Source organism: Alicycliphilus sp. T452, assembly GCF_054512775.1.
The window spans coordinates 81,462-98,005 of record NZ_JBTNEH010000010.1; the positions used below are offsets into that span (position 1 = coordinate 81,462).

Here is a 16,544-nt window from a genome sequence, read left to right on the forward strand (position 1 = left end):
GCACTTGCAGGGCAGGCGTTAGACGGATTTTTTGCCCAAAATTGCAACCAGCTCCGGCACCAGCTGCTGCGGCCCGCCCTCGGCCACGGCACCGGCGAAGGTGTCATGCACGGCCTGGGCGATGCCATGCGCGGCGGCGCCGTCCTGCGCCATGGTGGTGTAGTAGCCCATGTCCTTGAGCGCGTTGGACATGGAAAAGCGCAGCCCGGACGGGTCCTGCTGCAGCAGGTAGGGCCGCAGGCGCTCCAGCGCCACGCCGCCGCCGCCGCCCTTGGCGAGCACGTCCACGAACACCTGCGGCGACACCTGCGCGGCCAGCGCGCAGGCGGCGGCCTCGGCGATCAGCGCCACGCTGCCCAGCGACACGTAGTTGTGCAGCAGCTTCATGCGGTGGCCGCTGCCCACGGCGCCGGTGTGGGTGATGTTCTCGGCGAAGCACTGCAGCAGGGGCAAGCATTCCTGCAGCAACTGGGCGTCGCCGCCGACGAGCAGGTTAAGACGGCCCTCGGCGGCCTCCCTGGGCGTGCGCGTCATGGGCGCGTCCAGGAAGCGGCCCCCGGCCGCCGCCACGGCGCGGGCCACCGATTCGGTGGACGCGGGGATGGCCGTGGAACAGTCGATCACCACCGTGCCCGGCTGCAGCGCGGCCAGTGCGCCCTGTTCTCCCAGCAGCACGGCCTCGACCTGCGGCGAGCCTGTCACGCACAGGATCAGCACCTGCACCTGCCGCGCCAGGTCCTGCACCGTCGCGGCGCTGGCCACGCCCAGGGCGCGCAGCTCGTCCAGCGGCTGGTTGCCGGGGTGCTCCAGCACCGTCAGGGCATGGCCCTTGCGCGCGATGTTCAGTGCGATGCCGTGGCCCATCAGGCCTACGCCGACCAGGCCAATGCGGGGAGTGTTCATGTATTGCTCGCTTGAAGACAGGGAATGCCACGATTGTGGCCCGGCCGGCCTGCGGCGCGCATCCTGGCCAGCCCTGCGTCCGCTACGATGGCGCGATGACGGAAGCCGGCTGCCCATCGCGCCGGTGGCGCCGGCGCAGCGGGACGCGGCCCTGCGCATGGCGCTACCGGATCAATAGCTGCCAGCGCTTGATGGACAAGCGCTGGCAGGTTTTTTGACGTATAAACCACGACGATCCCATGCGCTCCGTGATCGACTTCAGTTCCTGGCCCTCGGCCCTCGCCACCCTGCTCGGGCTGCTGCTGGCCACGCTGCTGATGGTGGGCATCCGGCTGCTGTTCATGCAGACCATGCAAAAGCGCCGCGAGCGCGAGAACCGGCAGATCAACGAGCGTCTGAAGACGCTGATCGCGGCCTACAAGACGCTGGGCGGCTCGTTCACCGGGTCGCTGCACGTGCGCCCTACGCACCTGCACGAGCTGCGGCAGGCCGGGCCCGCAGAGGCCGCCGCCAGCTCCGAGCGCCAGCGCCGCACGCGCGACGCGGTGGAGGCCGCCCTGTCCGACGTCATCCTGCTGGGCACGCCCGAGCAGGTGGCGCTGGCCGCCGCCGCCGCGCGCGACCTGGCGGCGGGCCGCAGCGTGGAGACGGCGGCGCTCGTCGTGTCGCTGCGCCAATTCATCCGCGAAGCGCTGGACCTGGAGCCTATCGCCCCCAGCACCGAGATTCCCCCGCAAGGCCCGCTGCGCCCCGGCTCCGGCCAGGGCGGCGGGCGCCGCGCGGGCGCCGGGGAAGAAGGTGGCGCCCGGCGTGGAGCGGGAGGCGGTGGCGGCGGCGGTGGCGGCGGCGCAGCAGGCGCCGGCGGCGCGGGCATGGGCGGCATGGCCATGGGCGCCGGCCTGCACCGGGCCGCGAGCGGCAGCCCGGACGATCCCGCCGCATCCGATTAAATGGAATGGGCCATCAAGCCCTGAACGCCAGCACCTTCAGCGCGCGCTCCCCGTCCACGTCGGCGAACGCGGCCGGGTTCGGCACGCGCCCCGCGAAAGCCAGCGTCGGCGCCAGGTCGCCCACCAGGCCGCGCACGAAGCCCTCGCCCAGCTCGGGCGCGTTCAGGCACAGCAGCGCATGGCCGCCGGGCGCCAGCAGGCCGGGCAGGCGGCGCACCACGCGCGCATAGTCCTTGGCGGCGACGAAGCTGCCCTTCTGGTAGCTGGGCGGGTCTGCGATCACCAGGTCGTACGGCCCGCCGCGCGCGATCCTGCCCCACGACGCGAAGATGTCGTGCGCCAGGAAGCTCGCGCCGTCCAGGCCGTTGAGCCGGTGGTTCTGCTGCCCCGTGGCGATCGCGCCGCGCCCCATGTCCACGTTCACCACCTGGGCCGCGCCGCCCGCCAGCGCGGCGACCGAGAAGGCGCAGGTGTAGGCGAACAGGTTGAGCACGCGCGCGCCCCGCCCCCCGCCCGCTTCGCGCGCCTTGAAGTCCGCAGCCCATTCGCGCACCCAGCGGCGGCCCTCGGCCATGTCGAGGAACAGCCCGTGGTTCTGCCCGCGCAGCACATGCACGCGAAAGCGCAGCCCGCCTTCGGCGACGACGTGCGGATCGGGCACGCCGCCCGCCATCAGCCGCGTATCGCTGCGCCCTTGCAGGCGCAGCGCCTCGCCCCGGTGCTGGAACACCCAGTCGAGCGGCTCGCCCGGCGCCAGCTGCGCCCAGCGCGCCCGCAGCGCATCGCCGACCGCGGCCAGCGACCCTTCGTCTACCGGCGCGAAGCTGGTGAGCACGAAGACGGGCGGGTAGGCGTCGAGCGTCCACTGCTCGCAGCCCGGGTGGAGCCCGCCCCGGCCGTGGAAGATGCGCCGCGCATCGCCCGGCAGGGGCATGGCGGCAATGGCGTCGAGCAGGGCTTGCATAAGGGGAAATTTTCAGATCATTTTGGCCCGCAGCGCTTGTACAGCAGACCCTGGAAGCTATCAGATCAATAGCCGCCTTGCGCCGCGATCCACTCCCGCCACTGCCCGGGCCGCAGGCGGTAGCGGGCCAGCACGCCTTCGTGCAGGCGGCGCAGCTCGTCGAGGATGAGGGCCTGCACGGCGGCGCGCTCGGGTCCGGGCACGTGAGCGGCCACGGCCTGCTCCACCAGGCCCACGGCGTCGGCACCGGGTTGGGTGACGACGGCGTGCACCGTGTCCTTGATGAGCTGGCGCCACGCCAGGCGCAGCGGGTCGGGCTCGGCCAGGGTCTGGCGGATGGCGACATATTCCTGCGTGCTGCGCTCGTAGGCCCAGACCAGCAGGTCGCGCAGCAGTTCCACACGGCCCATCTCGTACACGCCGAGCATGGCACGCGCGTAGATCCCGGGCGGCACGTCCACGAAGGTCAGCGGGCACAGGTTGGCGCGGAACAGCGGCAGGTTGGCCGCCAGGCGCGAGGTGCGCTTGTTGATGTCGGCGAAGGGCTGCAGGTACGGCAGGTGCACCATCATGAAGAAGGCCTGTTCGAACGGGTCGGCGATGGCGTTGGCCTTGGCGATGAGCACGTCGACCAGTTCGTCGAGCACCTGCGGCGCGTCGAGCGGGCGGAACACGCTCTGGCCGATGTCCACCGCATGCTGGCGCACCCGGCCCTCGTCGGCCGGGTTGGGCAGCAGGTTCTCGGCCAGGGTGGCGTGCAGGTTCATCAGCAGGTAGCGGCTGAACGGCGGGCCGGGCTGGGCCGACGCGTCCACCAGCAGCTCGATCGCGGCCTTGTGGTTCAGGATCATCTGCGTCTCGACGCGCGCCTTGCCCTCGGCCGCCGTGCCATGGCGGATCAGCTCGCGCGTGTCCAGGCGCGAATAGGTGTTGCCCTCCAGGTGGCTCGACGCCCAGGACAGGTCGATCAGCAGCCGGTCGAGGACCGCGCGGCTGTACGTGCCCGCCGGGGCCTGCTCGTCGGGCGTGCGCCCCATGGCGTGCAGCTGGCGCCGCACGGGCTCGGGCAGGTAGAAGGTGCGCCCGGGTACGTAGCCGTCGATCCAGTCGCGCTGGTAGCCCACGGGCGCGCGGGCCGTGAGCGGCTGGCTTACGTAGGCCCAGACCTCGCGCCCCTCGGGCGAGAGCGCGAGGCTGCCGGGCAGGTCGTCGGTGCTCCAAGGGGGCGCGGCGCTCTCGCGCACCTGGTGCACGGCGGCAGGCAACGGCATGGCGCGCACGGCCACGTAGCGCCGCCCCCGCCCTGCCCCGATGGCGCGGGCCTGCCCTGCCTCCACGCATTGCGCCAGCCAGCGCTGGGCCGTGCGGCGCGGTATGCCGGGTAATTGCGCCAATAATTGCGCCACGGAGGCGCCCTGCAGACCCGCACCGCGCAATGCCCGCAGCAGGAGATGCGGCGAAGCAGGCGGATTGGCGGTATCGGCGGGGGGACTCATGATGGCGCGATTATGGCGCAATTGGAGAAATGCGCCACAACCCGCCATTCCAGAAGATTCGCGTTCAGTCCACCGAAGCCCCGGACTGCTTCACCGCCTTGCCCCACTCCACGATCTCGCTGGCGACGAACTGGTCCATCTCCTGCGGCGTGGTGGGCGCGGGCTCGGAGCCGCGGTCGCGGATGAACTTCTGCATCTCCGCGCTGCGCAGAATGCCCACCGCCTCGCGGTTGAGCGTGTCGATGATGGCCTGCGGCGTGCCCTTGGGCGCCATCAGGCCCAGCCAGCCGACGGCCTCGAAGCCCTTGAACTCGGGCAGGCCCGATTCGGCGATGGTGGGCACGTCGGGCAGCTGGGACGAGCGCGTGCTGGAGGTGACGCCCAGCGGCACGGCCTTGCCCGCCTGGATGTTGGCGAGCCCCGCCGTGACCGAATCCACCATCAGCGGCACCTGCCCGCCGATGAAATCGGCCTGCGCCGGGCCGCTGCCCTTGTAGGGGATGTGCTCGATCTCGATCTTCGCGCGGGCCTTGACCATCTCGGCGCTCAGGTGCTGCGTGCCGCCGATGCCGGCGCTCGCGTAGCTCAGCTTGCCGGGCTCGGCGCGGGCCCTGGCCACCAGGCCCTGCATGGACTTGATGCCGCTGCCCGGATGCGCCAGGAACACCAGCGGCACCTTGGCCACGAGCGTGATGCCCTGCAGGTCCTTGCGCGGGTCGAAGTTCACCTTGCGGTAGAGCGTCTGGTTCACCGCCATGGCGCTGCCGGCCACCAGCAGCGTGTAGCCGTCCGGCTTGGCACGCACCACCTGCTCGGAGCCGATGTTGCTGCCCGCGCCCGCCTTGTTCTCCACCACGATGGCCTGCCCCAGCCGGGGGCCCAGCCTTTCCGCCAGCGCGCGGGCGAAGATGTCCGTGGCCTGCCCCGGCGGGAACGGCACGACGAGCGTGACGGGCCGCTCGGGCCATGCCGCGAGCGCGGCGCCCGAAAAAGCCAGAGCGGCGGTCATCGCCACGGCGATCTTCTTGAACATGGGTCCATCTCCTTGTGTTTTATAGATAAAAAGCCGCGCAGCCCTTTTGGTAACTGCGCGGGGCGCTATTGATTTGACAGCGCTGCCACGATTGTAGGTGTGCCGCTTGCGCTGCGGGGGCACAGCATCCCCGGATATTCGTGTTCTTGCCGGCAGGGTCAGGCCGCGTTGCGCTGTCTGGACGCGATGACGACGCTGCCCACGACGGCACAGGCGAGCCACCCCATGCCGAAGCTGAATACCGCATCGCTCCAGACCGAACGGTGAATCAGGGACCACCCCGCCAGGAAGGCGGCCCACAACGAAAACACTTCGAGCTGGTACGACAGATGGCGCGCCTGCCGGGCCAAGGCAAGTACCAGGGACACGAGGGCCAGCAGTGCCAGAGAAGCGATCGCCTCATAGTGGACAGGGCCGGGGAGCCAATTGCGCACGCCCCGGCTGACGGCGCCCAGGAAGACCCCTGTTGCGATGACCGCCGCGGCCCGCCCGAGAAGCAGGCCAAGCGGGCGCCGGGGAACTGCGGGGGGCTCGCCCTTGCGAGCCGGGGCCAGGGGCGATGGCGATGGCGTATTGGCAGGCTTGGAATCGCGACTCTCAAGATGGTGTTTCAGCCACACCGAGCCAAGCGCCGTTGCCAGTGAGAACACACCGGCGATGAGGGAGGTGATGACAGCCGTTTCCATGGTGCGGTGGATCCACGGTTCTCACCTCAGGTATTGCCGCCTCCTGACCCACCTGGCCTGGCATCCTTTCCCAGGAGATAACCTGCGATGGCGCCAAAAAGGCCTACTATCGGCGTGAGTTGCTCGTTGCTGAAGCCGGTGATCAATAGCAGGGCCGAAAGTCCCACGATACTCAGGATTCCGAATGTCCTCAGGATTTCCGACGCCTCCGCATTGCGCCTCCACAGCAAGGTGGTGCAAAGAATCAGCGAGACCATCATGAAACCGAGAACCGATATTGAAAGATATTTCACCAAGGACTCGGACCAAGGCTGGACCGACGATCCAGATGCCGATGCAACGGTCTGGTTGAAGGCGTTCTGGGCCTTGTCCATGGCGGCTAGCGCGTCTTCAATGGCCATTTGACGCCCCCTTGTCTTCCAGTTTCTTGACTCTTTGCTCGAGCAGCTTCATTTGCTGCGCCAGTTCCTTGATGGCCTCCGTCTGGCTGTTTATCAGCAGCCTCTGCTGCATGAGCGCCTCCTGGTCCGATCCGAAAGTTCCGGGGGGATTTCTGGGAATATCGGGCCTTTGTGCGCTAGGGCCGGGGTCTCTGGGAAGTCCTCCCGGTATCGCAGGCACCTGCTGCGCATTACACAGGGCGGGCAGGCCCGCCAGCAGAATCAGTGCAAGGTTTGATTTCATCGAGCCTGCCTCCTTGGTTTTCAATGTTTAGGCAATGAATCGCACGCAAACTGCTGAAATCAACGGCAGTTTAAACCTGTAGGCAGGAATGGAATAAAAAAGCCGCGCGGCCCTTGCGGAGCCTGCGCGGCCAGCTACGAGAAAAGTAGCGTTACTTGCGCTGCGGCGGCACGTCCGTGCAGCTGCCGTGGGCGATCTCGGCGGCCATGCCGATGCTCTCGCCCAGCGTGGGGTGCGGGTGGATGGTCTTGCCGATGTCCACGGCGTCCGCGCCCATCTCGATGGCCAGGGCGATCTCGCCGATCATGTCGCCCGCGTGCGTGCCGACGATGCCGCCGCCAAGGATACGGCCGTGGCCGTGCGCCTCGGGGCTGTCGTCGAACAGCAGCTTGGTGTAGCCCTCGTCGCGGCCGTTGGCGATCGCGCGGCCCGAGGCCGTCCAGGGGAACAGGCCCTTCCTGACCTTGATGCCCTGGGCCTTGGCCTGGTCTTCGGTCAGGCCCACCCAGGCGACCTCGGGGTCGGTGTAGGCCACGCTCGGGATCACGCGGGCGTTGAACGCGGCGGATGCCAGCGCCTTGTCGCCCTGCAGTTCGCCGGCGATGACCTCCGCCGCCACGTGCGCCTCGTGCACCGCCTTGTGCGCCAGCATGGGCTGGCCCACGATGTCGCCGATGGCGAAGACGTGCGGCACGTTGGTGCGCATCTGGATGTCCACGTTGATGAAGCCGCGGTCGGTCACGGCCACGCCGGCCTTCTCGGCGCCGATCTTCCTGCCGTTGGGCGTGCGGCCCACGGCCTGCAGCACGAGGTCGTAGGTCTGCGGCCCGGGGGCGGTACCGCCCTCCTCGGCCGGGGCGAACGTGACCTTGATGCCCTCGGGCGTGGCCTCGGCGCCCACGGTCTTCGTCTTCAGCATGATGTTGTCGAAGCGGTGGGCATTCATCTTCTGCCAGACCTTGACGAGGTCGCGGTCGGCGCCCTGCATCAGGCCGTCCAGCATCTCCACCACGTCCAGGCGCGCGCCCAGCGTGGAGTACACCGTGCCCATCTCCAGGCCGATGATGCCGCCGCCGAGGATGAGCATGCGCTTCGGCACGCCCGCCAGCGCAAGCGCGCCGGTGGAATCGACCACGCGCGGATCGTCGGGCATGAAGGGCAGGCGCACGGCCTGCGAGCCCGCGGCGATGATGGCCTTCTTGAACGCCACGACCTTCTTGCCGCCGGTCTTGTCCTGGCCGGTGCCCGAGGTTTCCTCCACCTCGACGTGGTTCGCGCCGACGAAGCTGCCGTAGCCGCGCACCACGGTCACCTTGCGCATCCTGGCCATGGCGGCAAGGCCCCCGGTCAGCTTGCCGATGACCTTTTCCTTGTGGCCGCGCAGGCCGTCCACGTTGACCTGCGGCGCGCCGAAGTCGATGCCCGCGCTCTTCAGGTGGCTCACCTCGTCCATCACGGCCGCGACGTGCAGCAGCGCCTTGGACGGGATGCAGCCCACGTTGAGGCACACGCCGCCCAGCGTCGCGTAGCGCTCGACGATCACGACCTTCAGGCCCAGGTCGGCCGCGCGGAACGCGGCGGAGTAGCCGCCGGGGCCGCCGCCCAGGACGAGCACGTCGCACTCCAGGTCCGCCGTGCCGCCGAAGCTGCTTGCTATCGCGACAGGAGCTGCCGGCGCTTGGCTGGCGGGCGCCGGAGCCGGTTTTTCCTGTGCCGGTGCGGCCGCGGGCGCGGCCGCGCCCTCGGTCACCTCCAGCGTCAGCAGCACCGAGCCCTCGGCCACCTTGTCGCCCAGCTTGACCTTGAGCTCCTTGACCACCCCGGCATGGCTGCTGGGGATTTCCATGGAGGCCTTGTCGCTCTCCACCGTGACCAGGCTTTGCTCGGCCTTGATGGTGTCGCCCACCTGCACCAGCACTTCGATCACGCCGACCTCGGCGAAGTCGCCGATGTCCGGCACCTTGATGTCAATCACTGCCATGACGATGTCTCCTTCACAGCAGGATGCGGCGGTAGTCCGCCAGCACTTGGCCGAGGTAGGCGTTGAAGCGCGCGGCCGCGGCGCCGTCGATCACGCGGTGGTCGTACGACAGCGACAGCGGCAGCATGAGGCGCGGAACGAACTGCTTGCCGTCCCACACGGGCCTCATCTGGCCCTTGGACAGGCCCAGGATCGCGACCTCGGGCGCGTTGATGATGGGCGTGAAGTGCGTGCCGCCGATGCCGCCGAGCGACGAGATGGACATGCATCCGCCCTGCATGTCGGCCGCGCCCAGCTTGCCGTCGCGCGCCTTCCTGGCCAGCTCGCTCATCTCCTGGCTGATCTGCAGGATGCCCTTCTTGTCGGCGTCCTTGAGCACGGGAACCACCAGGCCGTTGGGCGTGTCGGCCGCGAAGCCGATGTGGTAGTAGCTCTTGTAGACCAGGGTGTCGCCGTCCAGGCTGGTGTTGAACTCGGGGAATTTCTTGAGCGCGGCGACGACGGCCTTGATGACGAAGGCCAGCATGGTGACCTTGACGCCGCTCTTCTCGTTCTCCTTGTTGGTGGAGACGCGGAAGGCTTCGAGCTCGGTGATGTCGGCCTCGTCGTTGTTGGTGACGTGCGGGATCATCACCCAGTTGCGGTGCAGGTTGGCGCCGCTGATCTTCTTGATGCGCGAAAGATCCTTGCACTCGATCGCGCCGAACTTGCTGAAGTCCACCTTGGGCCAGGGCAGCAGGTCCATGCCCACCCCGCTGCCGCCGCCGGCCGGGGCCCTGGCGGCCTGGGCCTGGGTCTGCACGGCGCCGCTCATGACGGCGCGGGTGAAGGACTGCACGTCCTCGGCCGTGATGCGGCCCTTGGGGCCCGTGCCCTTGAGCTCGGCCAGCGGCACGCCCAGTTCGCGGGCGAACTTGCGCACCGAGGGGCTGGCGTGCGGCAGCTGGCCCGACGGCGCCGCCGTGGGGTCGTGCGCGGGCGCGGACTGCGCGGGCGCCGGTGCTGCAGCTGCGGCAGCCACGGGCGCGGCTGGTGCCGCCGCGGGGGCAGGCGCCGGCGCGGCGGGCGCTGCCGCCTGGGCCGCGGGGGCGGCGCCTTCGAGTACCGCCACCAGGTCCCCGATGTTGACCTTGTCGCCCAGCTGGACCTTGAGCTCCTTGAGCACGCCGGCCGCAGGCGACGGGATCTCCATCGAGGCCTTGTCGGATTCGACGGTGAACAGCGACTGTTCGACGCGGATGCTGTCGCCGGGCTTGACCAGCAGCTCGATCACGGCCACGTCCTTGAAGTCGCCGATGTCGGGCACGCGCACCTCGATGGGGCCGCCTGCCGCGGGCGCTGCGGGCGCCGCTGCGGGCGCTACGGATTCCGCAGCTGCTGGCGCTTGGCTGGCGGGCGCTGGAGCCGGTTTCGGCTCGGAAGCGGCCGCGTCGGCCGTTTCCAGTTCGGCGATCACGCTGCCCTGCTTGACCTTGTCGCCCAGCTTCACTGTGAGCGCCTTCACGACGCCCGCGTGGCTGGACGGGATTTCCATCGAAGCCTTGTCGGACTCGACGGTGATCAGCGATTGCTCGGCCGCGACCTGGTCGCCGGGCTTGACCAGCAGCTCGATCACGCCCACTTCGTCAAAGTCCCCGATGTCGGGTACCTGGATCTGAATCAATGCCATGGTTCTCTCCCTCGGTCCTCAAGCGTGCAGCGGGTTGATCTTGTCGGCGTCGATGCCGTACTTGGCAATGGCCTCGGCCACCTTGGCGGCGGGCAGCCGGCCCTCGTCGGCCAGCGATTTGAGCGCGGCCACGGCGATGTAGTGGCGGTTGACCTCGAAATGCTCGCGCAGGCGGTAGCGGAAGTCCGAGCGGCCGAAGCCGTCCGTGCCCAGCACGGTGTAGGAGCGGCCGGTCGGAACGAAGGCGCGGATCTGCTCGGCGAAGGCCTTCATGTAGTCGGTCGATGCGATGACAGGGCCGCCGTGGTCCGCGAGCTGCTGGGCCACGAAGGACGCACGCGGCGCCTCCAGCGGGTGCAGCAGGTTCCAGCGCGCCGTGTCCTGGCCCTCGCGGGCGAGTTCGGTGAAGCTTGTGCAGCTCCACACGTCGGACTGCACGCCCCAGTCGGTGGCCAGGAGCTTCTGCGCCTCCAGCGACTCGCGCAGGATGGAGCCCGAGCCCAGCAGTTGCACGCGCAGCTCGCCTTGCGCGCCGGCCTTGCACAGGTACATGCCCTTGAGAATCTGCTCCTCGGTGCCGGCGACGAGGCCCGGCATGGGGTAGTTCTCGTTGAGCAGCGTGATGTAGTAGAAGACGTTCTCCTGCTTCTCCACCATGCGCTTGAGGCCATGCTGCATGATCACCCCCACCTCGTGCGCGAAGGTCGGGTCGTAGCTCACGCAGTTGGGAATGGTGGACGACAGGATGTGGCTGTGCCCGTCCTCGTGCTGCAGGCCCTCGCCGTTGAGCGTGGTGCGCCCGCTGGTGCCGCCCAGGATGAAGCCGCGCGCCTGCATGTCGCCCGCGGCCCAGGCGAAGTCGCCGAAGCGCTGGAAGCCGAACATCGAGTAGTACACGAAGAACGGAATCATGATGCGGTTGTTCGTCGAGTACGACGTGGCCGCCGCGATCCACGAGCACATGCCGCCCGCCTCGTTGATGCCCTCCTGCAGGATCTGGCCGTTCTCCTGCTCCTTGTAATACATGACCTGGTCGCGGTCGACCGGGGTGTAGCGCTGGCCCAGGGGGTTGTAGATGCCGATCTGGCGGAACAGGCCCTCCATGCCGAAGGTGCGTGCCTCGTCCACCAGGATGGGCACGACGCGCGGCCCCAGCGCCTTGTCGCGCAAGAGCTGCGTGAGGAAGCGCACGTAGGCCTGCGTGGTGCTGATCTCGCGCCCCTCGGTCGTGGGGTCCAGGATGGCCTTGAAGGTCTCGAGCGCGGGCACGGTGAAGCTCTCGTCCGCATGGGTGCGGCGGTGCGGCAGGTAGCCGCCCAGTGCCTTGCGGCGCTCGTGCAGGTACTTCATCTCCGGCGTGTCGTCGGCCGGCTTGTAGTAGGGCAGCTTGTCGAGCTCGCTGTCGGGGATCGGGATGTTGAAGCGGTCGCGGATGTAGCGGATGTCCTCGTCGTCCAGCTTCTTGGTCTGGTGCACGGTGTTCTTGGCCTCGCCGGCCTTGCCCATGCCGTAGCCCTTGACGGTCTTGACCAGCAGCACCGTGGGCTGGCCATGGTGTTCATTGGCCGCATGGAAGGCCGCATAGACCTTCTCGGGCTCGTGGCCGCCGCGGCGCAGCTCCCAGATGTCGTCGTCGGAGAGATGCTCGACGAGCTTGAGCGTCTCGGGGTACTTGCCGAAGAAATGCTTGCGGATGTAGGCGCCGTCCATGGCGCGGTAGGTCTGGTAGTCGCCGTCGAGCGTCTCCATCATCACCTGCTTGAGCTTGCCGCTCTTGTCGCGCGCCAGCAGCTCGTCCCAGCCCTTGCCCCACAGCAGCTTGATCACATGCCAGCCGGCGCCGCGGAAGTCGCCCTCGAGCTCCTGGATGATCTTGCCGTTGCCGCGCACCGGGCCGTCCAGGCGCTGCAGATTGCAGTTGATGACGAAGATCAGGTTGTCCAGGTTCTCGCGCGCGGCCAGGCTGATCGCGCCCTTGCTCTCGGGCTCGTCCATCTCGCCGTCGCCCAGGAACACCCAGACCCTGCGGTTGTCGGTCTTGGCGATGCCGCGCGCGTGCAGGTACTTCAGGAAGCGCGCCTGGTAGATGGCCATCATCGGGCCCAGGCCCATGCTCACCGTGGGGAACTGCCAGAAGCCCGGCATGAGCTTGGGGTGGGGGTAGCTCGACAGCCCCTTGCCGCCCACTTCCTGGCGGAAGTTCTCCAGCTGCTCCTCGGTGATGCGGCCTTCCAGGTAGGCGCGCGCGTAGATGCCGGGCGCGCTGTGGCCCTGGAAGTAGATGCAGTCGCCGCCGTGGCCTTCGCTCTCGGCGTGCCAGAAATGGTTGAAGCCCGCGCCCCACATGGAAGCGAGCGAGGCGAACGAGCCGATGTGCCCGCCCAGGTCACCGCCGTCCTCGGGATGCAGGCGGTTGGCGCGCACCACCATGGCCATGGCGTTCCAGCGCATGTAGGCGCGCAGGCGTTTCTCGATCGCGATGTTGCCGGGGCAGCGCGCCTCCTGCTCGGGCTCGATGGTGTTCACGTAGCCCGTGTTGGCCGAGAACGGCAGGTCGATGCTGCTCTGGCGCGCCTGCTCGAGCAACTGCTCCAGCAGGAAGTGGGCACGCTCCGGTCCCTCCTTCTCGATCACCGCGGAGAGCGCTTCCAGCCATTCGCGTGTCTCTTGTTGATCGATGTCGCTTGCGCTCAGGCCTTTGGTTGTATCGGACATAGCCGGTGGTCTCCTTGTGAATCCATGGTGGCGGGTGGAATATTGCCCCAAGTTTCTCATAGTTTTTTAAAATTTCAAATGGTGCCCATTGATTTCTTAATATGAAATATTGCTGCGGACGCACATTATTTCTTCAGATGAAATCGCATCCAGCCAGGCCCTGGAGCGTGCCGTGACTCTGCCCTGCCCGCAAAAGTGCCATGGCACGCTCTAAACTGACACCCATGGACTCTGCCGACGCGCCTGCCACCCCGACCGCCTCCGCCGTGAGAGCACCGGCCCGCTGGTGGCGTGCCTGGTGGCGCAGCCTCTCGCCCGGGCGCCAGGACCGCTTTGCCGCGCTGGCGCCCCTGGCGTCCGTGCTGATGTTCATGGCCGCCATCGCGGTGTCCTTCTGGTATTTGCGCACGGAAGAAGTCGAGCGCGAAAAGGAAGCCCTCAAGCGCGACGTGGAATACGCCCAGCAGCGCGTGCGCCTGCGCCTGCTCGAACGCCAGGAGCAGGTCATGCGCATCGCGCGCGACCTCTCCAACGAGGAACTCACGCGCGCCGACTTCGTGGGCCGCGCCGAGGCGCTCATCAGCCAATACCCCGAGCTGCAGGCCATCACCTGGATCGACGAGCGCCGGCGCATCCGCGCGAGCCACGCCGCCCCCACGGTGACGAGCAACCAGCTGCGCGTGAACGGCGAAGTGCTCAAGACCGGCGAGGCGGCAGACCTCTTCAGGCTGGCGCGCGACATGCAGCAGCCCATGTACTCCCAGCCCGAGGCCGGCGGCACCGACGACGCCACGCCCCTGCTGCAGCTGCAGGTGCCGCTGTCGCCGCAGGGCAAGTTTGGCGGCGTGGTGCTGGCCGAATACTCGATCGACAGCCTGCTGCGCTACGCCACGCCCACGGAGGTGCTGGCGCGCTATGCCGTCACGCTCGTCGACGGCCAGGGGCGCATACTGGCCGGCACGCCGCTCGCCCCCCGGCACAACGCCCTGCTGCCCTGGACCACCAAGGCCAACGAGTACGAGATACCGGTATCCCCCGTGGGCAATGGCCTGGTGCTGCGCGCCCAGGCCTATCGCACCTCGCTGGGCATGGTGGGCAGCGGCCTGTTCTGGCTGGTGGGCACGCTGAGCGCCATGACCACGTGGATGCTGATCGCCACCTGGCGCCATACGCGCCGGCGCATGCAGGCCCAGCAGGCGCTGGTGGCGGAAACCAATTTCCGCCGCGCCATGGAAAACTCCATCCTCACCGGCATGCGCGCGCTGGACCTGGAGGGCCGCATCACCTACGTGAACGCCGCCTTCTGCCAGATGACGGGATGGACCCAGGCCGAATTGATCGGCCAGACCCCGCCCTACAGCTACTGGCCCGAGGCCGAGTACGAGAGGCTGCACGCCAACCTGCGCGAGGAGCTTGCCGGCAAAACCGTGCCCGGGGGCTTCCAGGTGCGCGTGCGGCGCAAGAGCGGCACGCTGTTCGACGCGCGCCTGTACGTCTCGCCGCTGATCGATGCCCGCGGCCAGCAGACCGGCTGGATGACGTCGATGACGGACATCACCGAGCCCAACCGCGTGCGCGAGCAGCTCACGGCCTCGCACGAGCGCTTCACCATCGTGCTCGAGGCGCTGGACGCCTCGGTGTCCGTCGCTCCCCTGGGCAGCCAGGAGCTGCTGTTCGCCAACCGCCTGTACCGCCAGTGGTTCGGCTCGCAAACCGGCGGCCACCTGGAAATGGTCGCGCAGGCGGGCGTGCTGCCCGCGCACGGCGGCGGCGGCGGGGTGGACGAAGGCGGGGACGACAGCCTCATGGGCCTGCTGTCCATCGATCCCCTGGCCCATGCCCGCTCGGAGAACGCCGAGATCTACCGGCCCGACCTGGGCAAGTGGCTGGAGGTGCGCTCGCGCTACCTGAACTGGGTGGACGGGCGCTTGGCGCAGATGGTGATCGCCACCGACATCACGCCGCGCCGCCAGGCCGAGGAGCAGGCGGCGCGCCAGGCAGAGCGCGCCGAATCGGTGAGCCGCCTCATCACCATGGGCGAGATGGCGTCCAGCGTGGCGCACGAGCTCAACCAGCCGCTCACCGCCATCAGCAACTACTGCAGCGGCATGGTCTCGCGCATCAAGGGCGGCCAGCTCAGCGAGGAGGCCCTGCTCGCGGCGCTGCAGAAGACCGCCCACCAGGCCCAGCGCGCGGGCCAGATCATCCAGCGCATCCGCGCCTTCGTGAAGAAGAGCGAACCCAACCGCACGCTGGCCGACGTACACGAGATGGTCGGCGAGGCGCTGGAGCTGGCCAGCATCGAACTGCGCCGCCACAACGTGCGCCTGACGCACTACGTGGCGGCCCGCCTGCCCCAGGTCATGGCCGACACCATCCTGATCGAGCAGGTGCTGATCAACCTGATGAAGAACGGCGCCGAATCCATCGCCCAGGCCCAGCGCCCGCCGGCGCTGCGCAGCGTGGAGCTGCGCGTGGTGCCGCGCCAGGTGGACGGCTGCGACGTGATCGAGTTCTCGGTGCAGGACACCGGCAGGGGCCTGGCGCCCGAGGTGCTGGCCCACCTGTTCGAGGCCTTCTTCTCCACCAAGAGCGAGGGCATGGGCATCGGCCTGAACCTGTGCCGCAGCATCGTCGAATCGCACCACGGACGCATGCATGCCGAGAACCTCTACAATGCCGGCGAGGTCACCGGTTGCCGGTTCTCTTTCTGGCTGCCGCTCGCCAACACGGCCGAGACCACTATCAATTCCGCAGCAACGCCAACCCCTGGGACTATTGCATGAGCTTGATTCCGAAAAAAGGCACCGTCTATGTCGTCGATGACGACGAAGCCGTCCGCGATTCACTTCAGTGGCTGCTCGAAGGCAAGGACTACCGCGTGCGCTGCTTTGATTCGGCCGAGTCCTTCCTCACCCGCTACGACCCGCGCGAGGTGGCCTGCCTGATCGTGGACATCCGCATGGGCGGCATGACCGGCCTGGAGCTGCAGGACCGGCTGGTGGAGCGCAAGTCGCCCCTGCCCATCGTGTTCATCACCGGCCATGGCGACGTGCCCATGGCCGTCAACACCATGAAGAAGGGCGCGCTGGACTTCATCCAGAAGCCCTTCGACGAGGAAGAGCTGCTCGGCCTGGTCGAGCGCATGCTGGACCACGCCCGCGAGGCCTTCGCCGGCCACCAGCAGGCCGCCAGCCGCGACGCGCTGCTGTCCAAGCTCACCGGCCGCGAGGCCCAGGTGCTCGAGCGCATCGTCGCCGGCCGCCTGAACAAGCAGATCGCCGACGACCTGGGAATCAGCATCAAGACCGTGGAGGCGCACCGCGCCAACATCATGGAAAAGCTCAACGCCAACACCGTGGCGGACCTGCTCAAGATCGCCCTGGGGCAGCAAGCAGCCAAGGCCTGATCGCTATTATTTCCGCAGCTGCCGGCGCGCACCTATCAAGCGCTAGGCAGCTTT

The 16,544-nt window shown here is 68.3% G+C and carries 13 protein-coding genes; 3 read left to right on the top strand and 10 right to left on the bottom strand.

From position 1 onward, the window contains the following. Window positions 1-18: 18 nt before the first annotated feature. Window positions 19-903 (bottom strand): NAD(P)-dependent oxidoreductase, encoded by an 885-nt coding sequence (locus ACX12L_RS11040; protein ID WP_459262595.1) that lies wholly within the window; start codon window positions 901-903, stop codon window positions 19-21. Window positions 904-1,142: 239 nt separating this feature from the next. Here ACX12L_RS11040 and ACX12L_RS11045 point away from each other — a divergent pair, with 239 nt between their 5' ends. Continuing rightward, entirely contained in the window at window positions 1,143-1,853 is a 711-nt protein-coding gene (locus tag ACX12L_RS11045) for a hypothetical protein (protein ID WP_459262596.1), read from the top strand. A gap of 13 nt (window positions 1,854-1,866) precedes the next feature. On the opposite strand, the gene ACX12L_RS11050 is transcribed toward ACX12L_RS11045, so the two are convergent. The 9 genes from ACX12L_RS11050 to aceE form a co-directional block, all read right to left on the bottom strand. Further along, complete coding sequence (locus tag ACX12L_RS11050) at window positions 1,867-2,817, bottom strand: class I SAM-dependent methyltransferase (protein ID WP_459262597.1); 951 nt, start codon at window positions 2,815-2,817, stop codon at window positions 1,867-1,869. Window positions 2,818-2,882: 65 nt separating this feature from the next. Further along, a complete protein-coding gene (locus tag ACX12L_RS11055) occupies window positions 2,883-4,313 on the bottom strand; it encodes a Fic family protein (RefSeq protein ID WP_459262598.1) in 1,431 nt (476 codons plus the stop codon). A gap of 64 nt (window positions 4,314-4,377) precedes the next feature. Continuing rightward, window positions 4,378-5,346 carry a Bug family tripartite tricarboxylate transporter substrate binding protein gene (locus tag ACX12L_RS11060; RefSeq protein WP_459262599.1) on the bottom strand — a complete coding sequence of 323 codons (969 nt, stop codon included), beginning with the start codon at window positions 5,344-5,346 and terminating at the stop codon, window positions 4,378-4,380. A gap of 158 nt (window positions 5,347-5,504) precedes the next feature. Continuing rightward, complete coding sequence (locus ACX12L_RS11065; RefSeq protein WP_459262600.1) at window positions 5,505-6,032, bottom strand: hypothetical protein; 528 nt, start codon at window positions 6,030-6,032, stop codon at window positions 5,505-5,507. Window positions 6,033-6,058: 26 nt separating this feature from the next. Further along, entirely contained in the window at window positions 6,059-6,433 is a 375-nt protein-coding gene (locus ACX12L_RS11070; RefSeq protein WP_459262601.1) for a hypothetical protein, read from the bottom strand. After that, the gene (locus ACX12L_RS11075) at window positions 6,423-6,716 is read right to left on the bottom strand and encodes a hypothetical protein (RefSeq protein WP_459262602.1); all 294 of its coding nucleotides are present in this window, start codon (window positions 6,714-6,716) and stop codon (window positions 6,423-6,425) included. Before ACX12L_RS11075 ends, ACX12L_RS11070 begins: the two co-directional genes overlap by 11 nt. Before the next feature lie 151 nt (window positions 6,717-6,867). After that, window positions 6,868-8,697 (bottom strand): dihydrolipoyl dehydrogenase, encoded by a 1,830-nt coding sequence (gene lpdA / locus ACX12L_RS11080; protein ID WP_459262603.1) that lies wholly within the window; start codon window positions 8,695-8,697, stop codon window positions 6,868-6,870. A 13-nt stretch (window positions 8,698-8,710) separates the two neighbouring features. Then, complete coding sequence (gene aceF, locus ACX12L_RS11085) at window positions 8,711-10,366, bottom strand: dihydrolipoyllysine-residue acetyltransferase (RefSeq protein WP_459262604.1); 1,656 nt, start codon at window positions 10,364-10,366, stop codon at window positions 8,711-8,713. Between the two features lie 18 nt (window positions 10,367-10,384). Continuing rightward, entirely contained in the window at window positions 10,385-13,081 is a 2,697-nt protein-coding gene (aceE, locus tag ACX12L_RS11090) for a pyruvate dehydrogenase (acetyl-transferring), homodimeric type (RefSeq protein ID WP_459262605.1), read from the bottom strand. A gap of 224 nt (window positions 13,082-13,305) precedes the next feature. On the opposite strand from aceE, the gene ACX12L_RS11095 reads away from it, so the two are divergent. Together ACX12L_RS11095 and ACX12L_RS11100 are read left to right on the top strand one after the other, a co-directional pair. Then, window positions 13,306-15,867 carry a PAS domain S-box protein gene (locus tag ACX12L_RS11095; protein ID WP_459262662.1) on the top strand — a complete coding sequence of 854 codons (2,562 nt, stop codon included), beginning with the start codon at window positions 13,306-13,308 and terminating at the stop codon, window positions 15,865-15,867. Then, window positions 15,864-16,490 (top strand): response regulator transcription factor, encoded by a 627-nt coding sequence (locus tag ACX12L_RS11100; protein WP_459262606.1) that lies wholly within the window; start codon window positions 15,864-15,866, stop codon window positions 16,488-16,490. The genes ACX12L_RS11095 and ACX12L_RS11100 overlap by 4 nt, the downstream gene beginning before the upstream one ends. Window positions 16,491-16,544 lie beyond the last annotated feature (54 nt).